This window comes from Streptomyces sp. NPDC048111 (genome assembly GCF_043202815.1).
In the GTDB taxonomy this organism is placed as follows: domain Bacteria; phylum Actinomycetota; class Actinomycetes; order Streptomycetales; family Streptomycetaceae; genus Streptomyces.
Map to the genome: position 1 here is coordinate 1 of NZ_JBIDBD010000031.1, position 15,276 is coordinate 15,276.

At 72.5% G+C, this 15,276-nt stretch carries 16 protein-coding genes; 9 read left to right on the forward strand and 7 right to left on the reverse strand.

Translation table 11 applies throughout. The annotated features are described in order from the left end of the window. Window positions 1-619: 619 nt before the first annotated feature. Both ACGF3I_RS30270 and ACGF3I_RS30275 read left to right on the forward strand, forming a co-directional pair. Window positions 620-1,831, forward strand: coding sequence for a pyridoxal phosphate-dependent aminotransferase (locus tag ACGF3I_RS30270; RefSeq protein ID WP_393137563.1), 1,212 nt, complete (start codon window positions 620-622; stop codon window positions 1,829-1,831). Between the two features lie 89 nt (window positions 1,832-1,920). Next, window positions 1,921-2,307 carry a hypothetical protein gene (locus tag ACGF3I_RS30275; RefSeq protein WP_393137565.1) on the forward strand — a complete coding sequence of 129 codons (387 nt, stop codon included), beginning with the start codon at window positions 1,921-1,923 and terminating at the stop codon, window positions 2,305-2,307. A 316-nt stretch (window positions 2,308-2,623) separates the two neighbouring features. On the opposite strand, the gene ACGF3I_RS30280 is transcribed toward ACGF3I_RS30275, so the two are convergent. After that, the gene (locus ACGF3I_RS30280) at window positions 2,624-4,447 is read right to left on the reverse strand and encodes a phosphoenolpyruvate carboxykinase (GTP) (protein ID WP_393137567.1); all 1,824 of its coding nucleotides are present in this window, start codon (window positions 4,445-4,447) and stop codon (window positions 2,624-2,626) included. Window positions 4,448-4,737: 290 nt separating this feature from the next. Between ACGF3I_RS30280 and ACGF3I_RS30285 the strand changes: the two genes are divergently transcribed. Both ACGF3I_RS30285 and ACGF3I_RS30290 read left to right on the forward strand, forming a co-directional pair. Then, a complete protein-coding gene (locus tag ACGF3I_RS30285) occupies window positions 4,738-5,427 on the forward strand; it encodes a hemolysin III family protein (RefSeq protein ID WP_393137569.1) in 690 nt (229 codons plus the stop codon). A gap of 10 nt (window positions 5,428-5,437) precedes the next feature. Then, window positions 5,438-6,100 carry a TetR/AcrR family transcriptional regulator gene (locus ACGF3I_RS30290; protein ID WP_393137571.1) on the forward strand — a complete coding sequence of 221 codons (663 nt, stop codon included), beginning with the start codon at window positions 5,438-5,440 and terminating at the stop codon, window positions 6,098-6,100. An 11-nt stretch (window positions 6,101-6,111) separates the two neighbouring features. Here the strand turns inward: ACGF3I_RS30290 and ACGF3I_RS30295 are convergent, their stop codons facing one another. Genes ACGF3I_RS30295 through ACGF3I_RS30310 form a run of 4 tightly spaced genes read right to left on the reverse strand, consistent with a single transcriptional unit; the run spans window position 6,112 to window position 7,623 of the window. Next, window positions 6,112-6,435, reverse strand: a complete 324-nt coding sequence (locus ACGF3I_RS30295) for a hypothetical protein (RefSeq protein ID WP_393137573.1) — start codon at window positions 6,433-6,435, stop codon at window positions 6,112-6,114. After that, the gene (locus tag ACGF3I_RS30300) at window positions 6,432-6,800 is read right to left on the reverse strand and encodes a hypothetical protein (protein WP_393137575.1); all 369 of its coding nucleotides are present in this window, start codon (window positions 6,798-6,800) and stop codon (window positions 6,432-6,434) included. The genes ACGF3I_RS30295 and ACGF3I_RS30300 overlap by 4 nt, the downstream gene beginning before the upstream one ends. Window positions 6,801-6,829: 29 nt before the next feature. Continuing rightward, the gene (locus ACGF3I_RS30305; RefSeq protein WP_393137577.1) at window positions 6,830-7,027 is read right to left on the reverse strand and encodes a type II toxin-antitoxin system prevent-host-death family antitoxin; all 198 of its coding nucleotides are present in this window, start codon (window positions 7,025-7,027) and stop codon (window positions 6,830-6,832) included. 38 nt (window positions 7,028-7,065) lie between these two features. Beyond that, window positions 7,066-7,623, reverse strand: coding sequence for a hypothetical protein (locus tag ACGF3I_RS30310; protein ID WP_393137578.1), 558 nt, complete (start codon window positions 7,621-7,623; stop codon window positions 7,066-7,068). A gap of 108 nt (window positions 7,624-7,731) precedes the next feature. Here ACGF3I_RS30310 and ACGF3I_RS30315 point away from each other — a divergent pair, with 108 nt between their 5' ends. Continuing rightward, window positions 7,732-9,177 carry a cellulase family glycosylhydrolase gene (locus tag ACGF3I_RS30315; protein ID WP_393137580.1) on the forward strand — a complete coding sequence of 482 codons (1,446 nt, stop codon included), beginning with the start codon at window positions 7,732-7,734 and terminating at the stop codon, window positions 9,175-9,177. Between the two features lie 146 nt (window positions 9,178-9,323). Further along, window positions 9,324-9,656, forward strand: a complete 333-nt coding sequence (locus ACGF3I_RS30320) for an alkyl sulfatase dimerization domain-containing protein (protein ID WP_393137583.1) — start codon at window positions 9,324-9,326, stop codon at window positions 9,654-9,656. Here ACGF3I_RS30320 and ACGF3I_RS30325 read toward each other — a convergent pair. Next, window positions 9,586-11,199, reverse strand: a complete 1,614-nt coding sequence (locus ACGF3I_RS30325) for an amidohydrolase family protein (RefSeq protein ID WP_393137585.1) — start codon at window positions 11,197-11,199, stop codon at window positions 9,586-9,588. The two genes, ACGF3I_RS30320 and ACGF3I_RS30325, sit on opposite strands and share 71 nt — an antisense overlap. 284 nt (window positions 11,200-11,483) lie before the next feature. Next, window positions 11,484-12,809: an amino acid deaminase gene (locus ACGF3I_RS30330; protein ID WP_393137587.1), complete on the reverse strand. Its 1,326-nt coding sequence runs from the start codon at window positions 12,807-12,809 to the stop codon at window positions 11,484-11,486. A gap of 99 nt (window positions 12,810-12,908) precedes the next feature. On the opposite strand from ACGF3I_RS30330, the gene ACGF3I_RS30335 reads away from it, so the two are divergent. Genes ACGF3I_RS30335 through ACGF3I_RS30345 form a run of 3 tightly spaced genes read left to right on the forward strand, consistent with a single transcriptional unit; the run spans window position 12,909 to window position 15,158 of the window. Beyond that, window positions 12,909-13,976 (forward strand): sugar kinase, encoded by a 1,068-nt coding sequence (locus tag ACGF3I_RS30335; RefSeq protein WP_393137589.1) that lies wholly within the window; start codon window positions 12,909-12,911, stop codon window positions 13,974-13,976. Further along, a complete protein-coding gene (locus tag ACGF3I_RS30340) occupies window positions 13,973-14,752 on the forward strand; it encodes an IclR family transcriptional regulator (RefSeq protein WP_393137591.1) in 780 nt (259 codons plus the stop codon). The genes ACGF3I_RS30335 and ACGF3I_RS30340 overlap by 4 nt, the downstream gene beginning before the upstream one ends. Then, window positions 14,745-15,158 (forward strand): RidA family protein, encoded by a 414-nt coding sequence (locus tag ACGF3I_RS30345; RefSeq protein WP_100574838.1) that lies wholly within the window; start codon window positions 14,745-14,747, stop codon window positions 15,156-15,158. Before ACGF3I_RS30340 ends, ACGF3I_RS30345 begins: the two co-directional genes overlap by 8 nt. Window positions 15,159-15,276 lie beyond the last annotated feature (118 nt).

Below are 15,276 nucleotides of genomic sequence, written 5' to 3' on the forward strand. Positions count from 1 at the left end.
CGCCGTTCAGGCGCGATCGGGGTTCGGGGCGGAGCCCCGAGCAGGGGTGCAGGGGGCGGAGCCCCCGCCGGGGTTCGAGGGGCGGAGCCCCTCAGGGGGTCTGGGGCGCAGCCCCAGGGGCCCAGCCGGTACAACCCCCTGCACGGGCGGGTGGGTGGGCAAGCCCGCCGGGGTTCGAGGGGCGGAGCCCCTCAGGGGGTCTGGGGCGCAGCCCCAGGGCCAGGCACCCTTCAGCCCGCTGCACGGGCGGGCGGGTGGGCAAGCCCGCCGGGGTCTGGGGCGCAGCCCCGGGGGCCGGACCCTTCCAGCCTCCTGCACGGGTGGGTGGGTGGGCAAGCGCCCCCGGGGTCTGGGGCGGAGCCCCAGGGCGCCGGGCCCGGGCAGCCCCGTCACGGGCAACCCCGTCATGGGCAACCCCCAGGGCGTGGGCAAGATCTCACCCCCCAAGAGCAGCACCCCCATTCCAAGCCCCCCACCCCCACCCCACCCCCCATTCCCCACCCCACCCCCACCCCCCGCATTGCGATGGAAGCCACCCCGGGCGCACCCGGGGGCCCCACCCCCCGATCGGGCCGCAAACACGAGGCGCCCCGGGAAACGCGGCCGTAAGGTGGCCGTCATGCAGGTGATCCAGTCGACCAAGCTCGCCAATGTCTGTTACGAGATCCGGGGCCCGGTGCTCGAGGAGGCCATGCGCCTGGAGGCGGCGGGCCACCGCATCCTCAAGCTCAACACCGGCAACCCGGCGGCCTTCGGCTTCGAGTGCCCGCCCGAGATCCTGGAGGACATCCTCCGCAATCTGTCGGGCGCGCACGGCTACGGCGACGCGAAGGGCCTGCTCTCCGCGCGCCGCGCGGTGATGCAGCACTACCAGACCAAGGGCATCGAGCTCGGCGTCGAGGACATCTACCTCGGCAACGGCGTCTCGGAGCTCATCCAGATGTCGATGCAGGCCCTGCTCGACGACGGCGACGAGGTCCTGGTCCCCGCGCCGGACTACCCGCTGTGGACGGCCTCCGTCTCGCTCGCCGGCGGCACCGCGGTGCACTACCGCTGCGACGAGCAGGCCGACTGGATGCCGGACCTGGCCGACATCGAGCGCAAGGTCACCGACCGCACCAAGGCCATCGTCATCATCAACCCGAACAACCCGACGGGTGCGGTGTACGACGACGAGATGCTGCGCGGGCTCACCGAGATCGCCCGCCGGCACAACCTGGTCGTCTGCTCGGACGAGATCTACGACCGCATCCTGTTCGACGGCGCCACCCACACCCCGACCGCCGTGATCGCGCCGGACCTGATGGTCCTCACCTTCAACGGCCTGTCGAAGAACTACCGGGTGGCCGGCTACCGCTCGGGCTGGCTGGCGGTGTGCGGGCCGAAGGCCCACGCGTCCTCGTACATCGAGGGCCTGACCATCCTCGCCAACATGCGGCTGTGCGCCAACATGCCGTCCCAGCACGCGGTGGCCACCGCACTGGGCGGGCGCCAGTCGATCGAGCAGCTGGTGCTGCCGGGGGGCCGGCTCCTGGAGCAGCGCGACACGGCGTACGAGCTGCTCACCCGGATCCCGGGCGTCACGTGTGTGAAGCCGAAGGGCGCGCTCTATCTGTTCCCGCGGCTCGACCCGAACGTCTACAAGATCAAGGACGACCGGCAGATGGTCCTCGATCTGCTGCGCGCCGAGAAGATCATGGTGGTGCACGGCACCGGCTTCAACTGGCCCGAGCCCGACCACTTCCGCATCGTCACCCTGCCGTCCGCCAAGGACCTCGCCGACGCGGTGACCCGGATCGGCACGTTCCTGGACGGCTACAGCCAGATGTAACCGGGCCCGGGCCATAGGCTGGGACCGCTTCAACTTTAGACAGGATCTAAGCTAGGATGGCTTCCTGAGACGCTCAGGAGGCCATTCCCATGTACGAACCGATCCGCACCAAGTCGGTCCACAGCACGGTGGCCGCCGACGAGGCCCGCATCCCGCACCGCTCCCGCGAGGACGAGCTGGACATCCAGCTGGCCGGGCACCTCTCCGCCCTGCTGGCCGTCACGGACGAACTCGGCCTGACCGAGGCCGGGGACGCCATCGCGCGCCAGGTCGCCCGGCTGCGCGGCGGTCTGCCGCCGGTGCGTCACGCCGGTCTCAGCGGAGCGGGCGGCGACGCGCTGCACGCCCGCGCCCACGCGCTCGCGGGCCGCGCCCTGCTCGTCGCCGCCTCGCGCGCCGACACCGCCGCCGCGATCCTCGCGGCCGAGCGCATGGACGCCCACGCGGCGGCCCGCTCCCTCACCGCCGCCTCCTGACGCGGCCCCCGTTCGGCCCCGGTCCGCGAGCCGCGGAGGTCTGCGGACCGGGCGCCACACATCTCCAACTCCCTTGACGAGAGCACCCGTTGGCGACGCCGGTCATTGCCGGGCGTACCCGGATGCGGACGTCGTCTCTGCGGCGTACCCGGAAAACGGCCGGCCCCCGGAGCCGTGAGGGAACTCCGGGGGCCGGCCGAGGCGCGGCGGGTCACGAGTGACCCCACAGGTCAGGGCGGATGTCGAACCGACCCGCCGCGTACACCTCCGGCCGGACCAGGACAGGCGGCCCGACCGGAGGGGGTTTCGGGGCGGTTCAGCCCAGGCGCGACACCAGGGCGCGGTACTCGTCCCACAGCTCCTTGGGCGCGTGGTCGCCGAAGGTGTTGAGGTGCTCGGGGACCAGCGCCGCCTCCTCGCGCCAGACCTCCTTGTCGACGTTCAGCAGGAAGTCGAGGTCGGCCTCCGGCAGGTCGAGGCCGTCGGTGTCCAGGGACTCCTTCGTCGGCAGGACGCCGATGGGGGTCTCGACGCCCTCGGCCCTGCCCTCAAGGCGCTCCACGATCCACTTCAGGACGCGGCTGTTCTCGCCGAAGCCGGGCCACACGAACTTGCCCGCGTCGTTCTTGCGGAACCAGTTCACGTAGTAGATCTTCGGCAGCTTCGCGGCGTCCGCGGTGGCGCCGACCTTGATCCAGTGGGCCATGTAGTCGCCCATGTTGTAGCCGCAGAACGGCAGCATCGCGAACGGGTCGCGGCGCAGCTCGCCCACCTTGCCCTCGGCGGCGGCGGTCTTCTCGGAGGCGACGTTCGCGCCCAGGAAGACGCCGTGGTTCCAGTCGAAGGACTCGGTCACCAGCGGCACCGCGGAGGCGCGGCGGCCACCGAAGAGGATGGCCGAGATCGGCACGCCCTTGGGGTCCTCCCACTCCGGGGCGATCGTCGGGCACTGCCCGGCGGGCGTGGTGAAGCGGGCGTTGGGGTGGGCGGCCGGGGTGTCGGACGCCGGCGTCCAGTCGTTGCCCTTCCAGTCCGTGAGGTGCGCGGGCGCCGTCTCGGTCATGCCCTCCCACCACACGTCGCCGTCGTCGGTGAGCGCGACGTTGGTGAAGACGGAGTTGCCCCACAGGGTCTTCATGGCGTTGGCGTTGGTGTGCTCGCCGGTGCCGGGCGCGACGCCGAAGAAGCCGGCCTCGGGGTTGATCGCGTAGAGACGGCCGTCCTCGCCGAAGCGCATCCAGGCGATGTCGTCACCGATCGTCTCGACCTTCCAGCCCGGGACCGTCGGCTCCAGCATGGCCAGGTTGGTCTTGCCGCAGGCGCTCGGGAACGCGGCGGCGACGTACTTGGCCTCGCCGTTCGGCGGGGTCAGCTTGAGGACGAGCATGTGCTCGGCGAGCCAGCCCTCGTCCCGCGCCATGACGGAGGCGATGCGCAGCGCGTAGCACTTCTTGCCGAGCAGGGCGTTGCCGCCGTAGCCCGAGCCGTAGGACCAGATCTCGCGCGACTCGGGGAAGTGCGAGATGTACTTGGTGGTGTTGCAGGGCCACGGCACGTCGGCCTCGCCGTCGGCCAGCGGTGCGCCCAGGGTGTGGACGGCCTTCACGAAGAAGCCGTCGGTGCCGAGCTCGTCCAGGACGCGCTGTCCCATGCGGGTCATGGTGCGCATCGACACGGCGACGTAGGCGGAGTCGGTGATCTCGACGCCGATCGCGGACAGCGGCGAACCGACCGGGCCCATGCAGAACGGCACGACGTACATCGTGCGACCGCGCATCGAACCGCGGAAGACGCCCTGCTCACCCGTGAAGACGGCCCGCATCTCGGCGGGGGCCTTCCAGTGGTTGGTGGGGCCCGCGTCCTCCTCCTTCTCGGAGCAGATGAACGTACGGTCCTCGACGCGGGCGACGTCGCGCGGGTCGGAGGCGGCGTAGTAGGAGTTGGGGCGCTTGGCCTCGTCCAGCTTCCTGAACGTGCCCTTGGCGACGAGCTCCCCGCACAGGCGCTCGTACTCGGCCTCGGATCCGTCGCACCAGACCACGCTGTCCGGCTGGGTCAGTTCCGCGATCTCGTCGACCCACGAGATCAGTTCCTGGTGCTTGGTGGGGGCTGAGAGGGGAGCCGCGATATCGCGCGCCACGATCGCTCCTTGATGAGGGTCTGCTGGACGGGTTGACGAACTACTTCATTGCCGCCCCGTGGGGGCTGCGACCCGGATGCTTGACCCCATGGATCCTGTTGGCGCTCATCCGGTGCCGACCGCACTCATCTGATCTTCCGCGTCGCTCGCCCATATGTCCAGGGGGCCTCTCACGTGAGCATCACCACTTACCGCCTTCTTAACTGCCATTTGCCGTTCACTTACCCGTCGGTCGCAGGACGCTCGGTGACGGACCGTACCTATCCGTAACTTACGGAGCCGTAGGTAGCATGCGGAGCATGACTGATCAGGTGATGGCTCGCGCGATCGATCCGGTGACACAGATGGTGAAGCCGAAGCTGCGCGGCTGGCTGCACGCCGGGATGTTCCCGGCCGTACTGATCTCGGGGCTGGTGCTGACCGCGCTCGCGGGCTCCACCAAGGCGCGGATCGCCTGCGGGATCTACGTTCTGACCGCCTGTCTGCTCTTCGGGATCAGCGGTCTCTACCACCGTGGCACCTGGGGTCCGCGCGGCGAGGCGATCCTGCGCCGCCTGGACCACGCCAACATCTTCCTCATCATCGCGGGCACCTACACCCCGCTCACCCTGCTCCTGCTGCCCGGCTCCACGGGCCGGGTCCTGCTGTGGTCGGTGTGGGCGGCGGCGGCGGCCGGCATCGTCTTCCGGGTCTTCTGGATCAACGCTCCGCGCTGGCTCTACACCCCCTGCTACCTGGCGATGGGCTGGGCGGCCGTCTTCTTCCTGCCCGACTTCATGCGGGCCGGCGGGGTCGCGGTGCTCGTGCTGGTCGTCGTCGGCGGGCTCCTGTACAGCGCGGGCGGTGTGATCTACGGGATCAAGCGCCCGAACCCGTCGCCGCGCTTCTTCGGCTTCCACGAGGTCTTCCACTCCCTGACGCTCGCCGCGTTCGTCGTGCACTACGTGGGCATCTCGCTCGTCGCCTACCAGCACGGATAACCCCTCGACCATGGCCGCCGCCCCCCGCACCCCACCCTCGGCCCGCTCCGGCCCGTCCGCCCCACCCGCGCAGGCCGAGCCCCGGCCGGGCCTGCGCGAACGCAAGAAGCTGAAGACCCGCACGGCGATCCGCCGGGCCACCTACCGGCTGATCGCGCACCAGGGGTACGAGGCCACGACGGTCGAGCAGATCGCGGAGGCGGCGGAGGTGTCCCCCTCGACGGTCTTCCGCTACTTCCCGACCAAGGAGGACATCGTCCTGACCGACGAGTCCGACCCGGTCATGCTCCGCGAGCTGCGCGCCCGCCCGCCGCAGGAGCCGCCGCTGGAGTCCCTGCGGTACGTGGTGACCGAGGCGGCCAGGCTCTCCCTGGCGCACGACCGCGAGGGGACGCTGCACCGGACGCGGCTCATCGCGCAGGTGCCGGCGCTGCGGGCCCGCATGAGGGAGTCGACGGCGACGACGGGCCGGATGCTGTGCGAGGTGCTGGCGGAGCGGGCGGGGCGCGACGGGGTGGACCTGGAGGTACGGGTGTTCGCCGCGGCGGTCCTGGCCGCGCTGCACGAAGCAACCGTCTACTGGGCCGAACACGACCACCAGGACGACCTACCGGCCCTGCTCGCCCGCACCATGACCACCCTCTCCCAGGGCCTGCCCCCGAACCCTGCCTAGCTCCCGCCCCCCTATGTCCAGAAGGCGTCGGTGACGGTGATGTGCGGCTCCGCATGGCGGCGGATGAAGGTGTAGATGAGCCACCCCCGGCCGCCGGCCAGATCGGCGATGTGCGGGCCGCCGGGGCTGGTGGAGGTCAGGGGCCGGACGGTGATCCAGTGCGGCAGGGTCACGTCGGCGTCGATGCCCCGGAAGTAGGGGTCGGTGGCGGTGATCAGCTCCGCGCGGGCAGCCATGATGAGGCTCTGCCCCTCGGGCGGCATGCGATCGAACTCCTCACGCGCCTCGATGGTCCAGTCCATCTGCCAAGGGGGAAGCGGCGGCGCGTCCGTCACCGCCCGGGCTCCGCCAGACTCGCGGCTCGTCGCAACCGGCTGTACTCGGCCAGGAGCCGGCCGGACTCCTCGGCGTCCTCGGCCTTGGCCGCGCGTGCCTGCAGGTCGTTGAGGTGCGCTTCCAGACCGGGATCGCGTGCGATGGCGTACTGCGTCCACCACAGGCGCATGAACGCCGGTACTGGAGTGAGGTTGAACGCGTCCCCGATGTCACGCCGCCAGTGCGCCTCGAAATCCGGCAGCAGATGGGGCGCGTGTTCCTGGATGGCCAGGCGAAGCGCCTGAGGGGTGCGTTCGGGCATGACCGGTACGCGGCGGGGGTGGTCACCGCCGGGTCCGTCGAAGTGCAACGGCTGCGCTGTCATGGCGTGAGGGCTCCTGGTCCGCTGCCGAGTCAGGCGGCATCCTGGTCGGCGGTCTCCTGTGCGGCCGCGGTCGCCTGGTAGCGCTCGAACCATTCGGCAGGTACCAGGTAGGCGAGGGTCTTGCCCTTGCGGGTGATCGCGGCCGGTTCACCGGCGATACGGGTGCGGTCGAGGATCTCGCCCATCTGCTTGCGCAGGTCGATCGTCGTGTACGTCCTCGTCTCCATGCGGCGCACCCTATCGCAACTCTCATAGTTGAGATACTTCAGGTGTCGCCACCCCGGTCCCGGCCCGATCCTGATGTCCGGCCCGCCCAGGTCGACGCCGCGGGGAGCCAGCCCAAGGTCGTGCCCCACAGGGCGCCCAGTGCCGCGCCCGCCGCCGCGTACGCCGGCCAACCGGCAGGGCCCGCCTCTGTCATGCGGGCCATCACCAGGCCGCGCCACAGGCCGGCCGCCGCCCCGGCCGCGATCAGGGCCGTCCAGGCCGCGAGGGCGCGGCGCGCTCGGCCCGCCCGGGGGTGCAGCCGCATGTGGCGCCGCATCCGCAGGGCCGCCACCGCCACCAGCGCCACCACCGCGAAGTCCTCGCACAGCATGGCCGCCCACCCGGTGCTCCCCAGGGGCACCACCCGCAGCGCCGGCAGCGCGAACGGCGCCCCGAGCGCGCTCGGCACCAGGGCGGCGCCCGCGTGCGCGGTGAACTCCGTGAGTACCGGCGTGCACCCGAGCAGCACGGCCGGCAGCGCACAGGCCGCGGCCACGGCCACGACGGGCGACAGGGGCCGGGCCGGACGCGGGAACGGGCGGATCGGCAGGCGCATGGGCGGACCCTAGGGCACGCGGCGACCGAAGAGAAGATGCTGAACAAAACTCAACTATGGCTGTGAGCAGGGGTGTTGGGGCGGCGCCCGAGGCCCTACAGTCCTGCCATGCGGCTGGGGGCCAGGGTGGGGCGGTGGGGGGCGGCGGTCAGCGTGCTCGCGGTCGCCGCCGCCCTCCTCGTCGCGGTCGGCCCCGCGGGCGCCGGTCCCGTCCGCACCGCCTCCGGGCACCGCTGGATCACCGACGACCAGGGCCGCGCCCTCGTCCTGACCGGGCTCAACACCGCGAGCAGCGCCAAGTCCCGCCCGGACGGCCTGCCGTGGATCAAGGAGGGCGACGTCCAGCGCGAGGCGGACGCGCTCGGTTCGAACTTCGTCCGCTTCCTGATCCAGTGGCGCAGCGTCGAGCCGGAGCCGGGCGCGTACGACGACGGCTATCTCGACCGGGTGGCCGAGCGGGTGCGCTGGTACGGGGCACGCGGCATCCACGTCATGCTCGACCTGCACCAGGACGTGTACGGACCCGCCGTCAAGGGCAACGGCGCGCCCGCCTGGGCGACCGAGGCCGACGGGCTGCCCGTCGCCGAGCGCGGGCAGTGGGAGCTCAAGTACATCGAGCCGGGCACGGTCCGGGCCTTCGACCACTTCTGGGGCACCCGGCCGGGCGGCCGCGACCTGCGCGCCCACTACGCGGCGGCCTGGGCCCATGTGGCCGCCCGGTTCGCCGACGATCCGGCCGTCCTCGGCTACAACCTGATGAACGAGCCGTTCGGCGGCAGCGTCCAGGGGCCCGCATTCGAGGCGGGGCCGCTCGCCGCGCTCTACCGGCAGACCATCGACGCCGTCCGCGCCGTCGACCGCGACTCCTGGATCTTCGTCGAGCCGGAGGCCGTCAGCGCCAACTGGGGCCTGCCCAGCGCCCTCCCGTACCTGCCCGACCCGCGCGGCGACGGAGAGGACGCCCGCATCGCGTACGCGCCGCACCTGTACCCGCTGCCCATGGACCTCGGCGGCGGCTACACCGGGGACACCGCTACCTGGGTGGACCGCACGCTCGCCTCCTGGCGCGAGCAGACCGAGAAGACCGCGCGGCGCCTCGGCGCGCCCGTCCTCATCGGCGAGTACGGCCTCGACGCCACCCTGCCCGGCGCTCCGGCGTACGTCGCCAGGGTGCGGGCCATGGCCGACGAACTGGGCGCGGGCACCGCCTACTGGTCCAACGACCCCGGTTCCTGGGCCCCTTGGGACCAGAACCTCCGCCCCACCGCCCTGCTGCCGGTGCTCGACCGCCCGCAGCCGAGGGCCGTCGCGGGCGATCCGGTCGCCTACGCCTGGGACGCGGAGAGCCGCACCCTGACCCTGAGCTGGCGCCCCAAGCCGGGCGTGCGCGGCGACACCGAGGTCTATCTGCCCGCCCGCTCCTTCCCGCACGGCGGCCTGGTCACGGGCAGTGGCGTGGCCGGCGCCTGGGACTCCAAGTCCCGCACCCTGCACATCACTTCGGGGGCGGACGGGGCGGGCGGGACGTCGGTGCGGATCCGTCCGGCGCCCTGAGGGCCGGGCGCGGCCGGGACGGATTGAGCCACCCCGGACCCGACGGTGTTGTGCCGCACGCGCGCCTGTTCCTAGCGTCCCGTGGAGGCGCCCGTCCACAGCCGCACGGGCGACGACCGCTCCGCACGCATCAGGAGGCAGTGGCCATGACCGACCGGTCTCGGGGGCGGCTGCGCTGGCGGGGGCTGCTGGCCGCCGCGCAGCGCGAGTACGACGCCCCGGCTCCCCGTTACGACAAGGTCCTCGAACTGCTCGACCAGGTGGTCGGGGCGCCCGCGCCCGGCGCGGCCCTGCGCAGCGCCAAGGCGTTGCAGGCCCTTGCCCTGACCCAGCTCGCCTACTCCGCCGACTACGGCCCGCTGCGCACCGTCTACCTGACGGCGGCGCGCGGGCTCGCGACGGGCCCGCTCAGCGCGCACCGGGCGTCCGCCGCACCGAGCGGCCCGCCAGTACACCGGTCCGCCGACCGTCCTCGATGACGAACCGGCCGTCGATCAGGACGTGCGGGATGCCGGTGGGCAGCGTGCGCGGGGACTCGAAGGTGGAGCCGGCGGCGACGGTGTCCGGGTCGAACAGGACGAGGTCCGCGCGGTAGCCCTCGCGGACCAGCCCCCGGTCGGGCAGCCGCAGCCGCGCGGCGGGGCGCGAGGTGAGATGGGCGACGGTCTCCTCCAGGGACATGATGCCCAACTCCCGTGCGTAGCGCCCGAGATACTGCGGGAAGGTGCCGTAGGCGCGCGGGTGCGGCTTGTAGCCCTGGAGGATGCCGTCGCTGCCGCCGGTGTGCACGGGGTGGCGCATGATGGCCCGTACGTTCTCCTCGTGGCCCACGTGCTGGAGGATGGTGGACCCGAGCCCGTCGGCGACGAGCAGACGCCGCGCGGTGTCCCACGGCGCCTCGCCGCGCTGCGCGGCGGCAGCGGCGACGGTCTTGCCGACGCACCCGGCGAGCCCCGGGTCGCTCACGCCGGAGATCTCGATGGTGTCCCACTCGATGGGCACGCCGTGGCAGCCGTCCGCTCCGACGACCTCCATGTGGTGGCGGATCCGCTCGGCGGTGGCGTCGTCGCGCAGCCGCGCGAGAATCGCCTCCGGGCCGCCCTCGCTCGCCCAGCTGGGCAGCATGGCCACCAGCGTGGTGCAGCCGGGGGTGTACGGATAGGTGTCCAGCGAGATGTCGGCGCCGGCCGCGAGCGCGTCGTCGAGCAGCCCGAGGAGTTCGGGCGCCCGGCCCTTGTTCACGCCGAAGTTCATGGTGGCGTGGGCGAGGTGCAGGGCGCACCCGGCGTCCCGGGTGAGCCGCACCATCTCCTCGTACGCTTCGAGGGCGCCGGCGCCGTAGGAGCGGTGGTGGGGGCAGTAGTAGCCGTCGTAGCGGGCGACGACGCGGCACAGCTCGGTGAGCTCGGAGTCGGTGGCGTACATGCCGGGCGTGTAGGTGAGCCCCGAGGACATGCCGACGGCGCCCTCCTCCAGGCCGGTGGCCACCAACTGCCGCATGTGGTCCAGCTGTTGGGGCGTCGCGGGCCGGTCGTCCCACCCCACGGCATACATCCGTACGGTGCCCTGCGGCACGAGGTAGGCGGCGTTGACCGCGATGCCGCGGTCCAGGCGGTCGAGGTACTCGCCGACGGAGCGCCAGTCGAAGTCGATGTCGCCGCCGTCGCCGTTCCATCCGGTGATGGCCCGGCGGACCTCGTCCAGCGTGCGGTCGTCGACGGGCGCGTACGAGAGCCCGTCCTGCCCGAGCACCTCCAGGGTGACGCCCTGGGCGGCCTTGGCGCTGTGGTCCGGGTCGCGGAGCAGGGCGAGGTCGGAGTGGGCGTGCATGTCGATGAACCCGGGGGCCAGGGCGAGGCCGTGGGCGTCCAGGGTGCGGGTGGCTCTGCCGGAGCCGGTCAGGGTGGGGTCGCCCGGGCGGCGGATTTCGGTGATTCTGCCTTCGGTCAGGCGGAGGTCGGCCCGGTAGGAGGGGGTTGCGGTGCCGTCTATGACCCGGGCGTCCCGGATGAGCAGGTCCATGAGGCCTCTCTGGTAGTCGATGCTGTTCTCTCCCCATCCCGCCCCTTCCCGAGACCCTCCGGGGGTGGGGGGGGCGGGGGGTGCGGGGCCACGACCTGCCCCCCTCGCGCAGTTCCCCGCGCCCCAACCCCTTGGTCGTGTGCGGACCGTGGTCGCTCCTCGCGCAGTTCCCCGCGCCCCTGAGCGCACCGGTGCGGGCCAGCATGCGCATCCTCAGCCCGTCCGGCGTTTGAGGACGAGCGCCGTTCAGGCGCGATGGGGGTCTGGGGCGCAGCCCCAGGGGGTCAGAAGCAGGTGTGGATGTAGTCCAGGACCGTGCCGTCCTGGCCCACCATGGGAATGACCCCCCACTTGTCGAACACAGTGCAAGGATGCGAAAGCCCCAACCCCACCCAGTCCCCGACAGACACCCCCGCCCCTCCGGACGTCCGCACCCACCCGTGCTGGTCGGAGAGCCCCGTCACCTCCACCCCGGAGGCGTCCCGCACCTCCCCGGTGCGGGCATCGCGCACCACCTGCGCCTCGGGCAGGTCGAGGTCGTACGCCGCGTCCCGCTTCCCCGCGTTCAGGAACGCCTGCTCCGGCGAGGGCCGCGAGACGACCTGCGCCCACAGGCGGAAGGCGGGCCGGAGGGAGCCCTCCGCGGGGACCCGGTTGAAGGGCGTCAGCCTGCGGTAGTGCCCGTCGTCGTGCGAGACGTACGCCCCGGAACGGAGCAACTTCAGTACGGGGAGCGAGAGTTCGGGCACGGTGGCGAACACGTCGGCGACGGCGTCGAACCATGCCGAGCCCCCGGCGCTGAGCACGATCTCGGAGACGCCGGCCGCGGCGAACCGCCCCGCCGCGTCGAAGTCGGCCGCGAGGCGGACGAGCCGGGTGAGGTAGGCCCGTACCCGCTCCGGGTCGGCCGAGGGCACCTCGCCCTCGTACCCCGCGACCCCGACGAGCCGCAGCGTGGACGTGGCGGCCACCGCGTCGGCGACCTCCGCGCACTGGGCCCCGGTGCGCACCCCCGTGCGGGCGCCCTCGCCCGCGGCGAGTTCGACCACCACGTCCACCGGCCGGGCGGCGCCCCGCAGGGCCTCGTCCATCAGCTCGACGCCGCGGACGGAGTCGACGTAGCAGATGAAGCGGAACGCCTCGTCGCGGGCGAGCTCGTCCGCGATCCAGCGCAGCGCCGCAGCGTCCACGAGTTCGTTGGCGAGGAAGATCCGGTCGATGCCGAACGCCCGCGCCACGCGCACCTGGTGGGGCACCGCGAGCGTGATGCCCCAGGCACCGCGCTCGATCTGGCGGGCGAAGAGCTGCGGGGCCATCGACGTCTTGCCGTGCGGCGCGAAGGCCAGGCCGTGGCGTTCGGCGTAGGTCTCCAGGAGGGCGAGGTTGTGCTCGACGTCCTCCGCCGAGAGCGCCAGGACGGGCGTGGTGAACCCCCCGGTGAACAGGTTGCGGCGCTCGGCGGCCAGCTCGTCGAAGGTGAGGCCCTCCGCGTCCGGCGGCAGCCCCTTGAAGCGGTGGTCGACGCGTTCGGCGCCGAGCGCCGCAAGCCTGGATTCGCGATCGGTGGCTGCCACGGGAACCTCACCCTCCTCGGGATGGTGTTGCAACATCTGCAACACCCATTGCGCATATCGCTTAATGCTGTCTAACATCCGGGCCAACGCCGGGTCAATGACCCGCCCCGGCCGCCCAGCAGCGAGGAGCCAGCAGTGACCACCGGATCCCCAGCCGCCGCGGATCACGCCGACAGCCAGGTCGACGTCGTCTGCCTCGGCGAGTCCATGGTCACCTTCCTGCCGTCCCGGGCGGGCCGCCTCGCCGATGTGCCCGCCTTCGAGCGGACCATCGGCGGCGCCGAGTCCAACGTGGCCTGTGCGCTGGCCGCCGCCGGGCACCGGGCGCGCTGGGTCAGCCGGGTCGGCGCGGACGGCTTCGGCGACCACCTGGTCGAGGCGATCGGCGCGTACGGCGTCGACGTGAGCGCGGTGCGCCGCGATCCCGAGCGGCCGACCGGGATCTACTTCCGCACCGCCGACGACCGCTCGGCCCACGGGCACGAGGTGCTCTACTACCGCGCCGGTTCGGCCGCCTCCGCCATGTCCCCGGCGAACGTGCCCCACCGGGACCTGTGGTCCGGACGCATCCTGCACCTCTCCGGCATCACCGCGGCCCTCTCGCACGACTGCCTCGCCCTGATGCGCGACCTCGTTTCCCGCCGCCCCAGCCGCCCCCTCCTCTCCTTCGACGTCAACTACCGCCCGGGGCTGTGGCGGGACGCGGCCGGACCGCGGGTCCTGCTGGAGCTGGCACGCGGGGCGGACCTCGTCTTCGTGGGCGAGGACGAGGCGGAGGCCGCCTGGGGGCTGCGCGGAGCCGACGCGATCCGCGCGGCCCTGCCCGAACCGGAGGTGCTCGTGGTCAAGCGCGGCGCGGCCGGTGCGACGGTCTTCGCCCGCGAGGACGGTCGCACCGGCGGCGCCGCGGGCGCCGGGTGCCGCGCGCCGTCCCCGCGCGTCGACGTCGTCGCCCCCGTCGGCGCGGGCGACGCCTTCGCCGCCGGGTTCCTCTCCGCCACCCTGCGGGGCCTGGCCGTACGCGACCGCATCCGGCACGGCCACCTCATGGCAGCCGCCGTGCTCACCGTGCCGGGCGACCTCACCCGGCCGCCGGCCCGCGCACACGCCGACCGGCTGGTGGCCCTGGACGACACCGCCTGGGGGAGACTTCGTCTCGGCCCCGGGTGGACGGGGGAGGACCAGGAGGTACGTACGAGATGAGCCAGACCGTCGACCGGGCGCTGAGCATCCTGCCGCTGCTCGCGCAGGGCCCCGCCGACCTCGGGCAGGTCGCCGACCGGCTCGGGGTGCACAAGTCCACCGCGCTGCGGCTCCTGCGCACCCTGCACGAGCACGGGCTCGTCTACCGCCAGGAGGACCAGCGCTACCGGCTCGGGGCGCGCCTGTTCGCGCTCGCCCAGGAGGCCGTCGAGAACCTGGACGTGCGCGAGATCGCCCACCCCCACCTGGTCGCGCTCAACGAGCGGATCGGGCACACCGTCCACCTCGCCGTGCACGAGGAGGGCGAGGTCCTCTACATCGACAAGGTCGAGAGCCGCTACCCGGTGCGGATGTACTCGCGCATCGGCAAGCCCGTCGCCATCACGGTGGCGGCCGTGGCCAAGCTGCTGCTCGCCGACCTGCCGGAGGCCGAGCGCCGCGCCGTCGCGGAGAAGCTCGACTACCCCACCTACACGTCCCGTTCGACGCCCAACGCGGCTGCCTTCCTCAAGGAGCTGGCGACCGTGCGCGAACAGGGCTGGGCCACCGACCTCGGTGGCCACGAGGAGTCCATCAACTGCGTCGGGGCCCCCATCCACGGCGCGGACGGCAAGGTCGTCGCCGCGATGTCGGTGTCCGCGCCGAACGTCGTCGTCACCGCCGAGGAACTCCTCGCCCTGCTTCCCCAGGTGCGCCGCACCGCGGAGGCCATCAGCCGCGAATACTCCGGCACCGCACCCAACACCCCACCCGCACAAGGAAGTTCCGATGACTGACAAGACCGCGATCACCCCCGCCACGCACACCACCCCGCCCGCCAAGTTCTCGCACGGCGTGCGCAAGGGCAACATCCTCCAGGTCGCGGGCCAGGTCGGCTTCCTGCCGGCGGTCGAGGGCCAGGCACCCACCCCGGCCGGCCCCACCCTGCGCGAGCAGACCCTCCAGACCTTCGCCAACGTCAAGGCGATCCTGGAGGAGGGCGGCGCGAGCTGGGACGACGTGATGATGATGCGCGTCTACCTCACCGATGTGGACCACTTCGCGGAGATGAACGAGATCTACAACGCCTACTTCGAGGAGCAGGGCCTCAAGGCCCCCGCCGCCGCCCGCACCACGGTGTACGTGGGCCTGCCGGCCGGCCTGCTCATCGAGATCGACGCCCTCGCGGTCCTGGACGCGTAACTCCTTGACCGCCTTAGCTCCACCGCTCGACCCGCCGCACGGTGCGGCGCCCCGGACCGCCGGGGCGCCGTGCCGCGGTCCCCCCTGCCCTGGAACCCCCCTGTTCGACAACGGAGTT

What these genes read in the sequence shown, in the direction of transcription:
- ACGF3I_RS30270 (WP_393137563.1), top strand. Translation starts at nt 620, where the DNA reads ATGCAGGTGATCCAGTCGACCAAGCTCGCCAATGTCTGTTACGAGATC.
- ACGF3I_RS30310 (WP_393137578.1), bottom strand. Translation starts at nt 7,623, where the DNA reads ATGCGCCTGCCGATCCGCCCGTTCCCGCGTCCGGCCCGGCCCCTGTCG.
- ACGF3I_RS30285 (WP_393137569.1), top strand. Translation starts at nt 4,738, where the DNA reads ATGCGGAGCATGACTGATCAGGTGATGGCTCGCGCGATCGATCCGGTG.
- ACGF3I_RS30300 (WP_393137575.1), bottom strand. Translation starts at nt 6,800, where the DNA reads ATGACAGCGCAGCCGTTGCACTTCGACGGACCCGGCGGTGACCACCCC.
- ACGF3I_RS30340 (WP_393137591.1), top strand. Translation starts at nt 13,973, where the DNA reads ATGAGCCAGACCGTCGACCGGGCGCTGAGCATCCTGCCGCTGCTCGCG.
- ACGF3I_RS30315 (WP_393137580.1), top strand. Translation starts at nt 7,732, where the DNA reads ATGCGGCTGGGGGCCAGGGTGGGGCGGTGGGGGGCGGCGGTCAGCGTG.
- ACGF3I_RS30275 (WP_393137565.1), top strand. Translation starts at nt 1,921, where the DNA reads ATGTACGAACCGATCCGCACCAAGTCGGTCCACAGCACGGTGGCCGCC.
- ACGF3I_RS30320 (WP_393137583.1), top strand. Translation starts at nt 9,324, where the DNA reads ATGACCGACCGGTCTCGGGGGCGGCTGCGCTGGCGGGGGCTGCTGGCC.
- ACGF3I_RS30345 (WP_100574838.1), top strand. Translation starts at nt 14,745, where the DNA reads ATGACTGACAAGACCGCGATCACCCCCGCCACGCACACCACCCCGCCC.
- ACGF3I_RS30290 (WP_393137571.1), top strand. Translation starts at nt 5,438, where the DNA reads ATGGCCGCCGCCCCCCGCACCCCACCCTCGGCCCGCTCCGGCCCGTCC.
- ACGF3I_RS30330 (WP_393137587.1), bottom strand. Translation starts at nt 12,809, where the DNA reads ATGTTGCAACACCATCCCGAGGAGGGTGAGGTTCCCGTGGCAGCCACC.
- ACGF3I_RS30305 (WP_393137577.1), bottom strand. Translation starts at nt 7,027, where the DNA reads ATGGAGACGAGGACGTACACGACGATCGACCTGCGCAAGCAGATGGGC.
- ACGF3I_RS30325 (WP_393137585.1), bottom strand. Translation starts at nt 11,199, where the DNA reads ATGGACCTGCTCATCCGGGACGCCCGGGTCATAGACGGCACCGCAACC.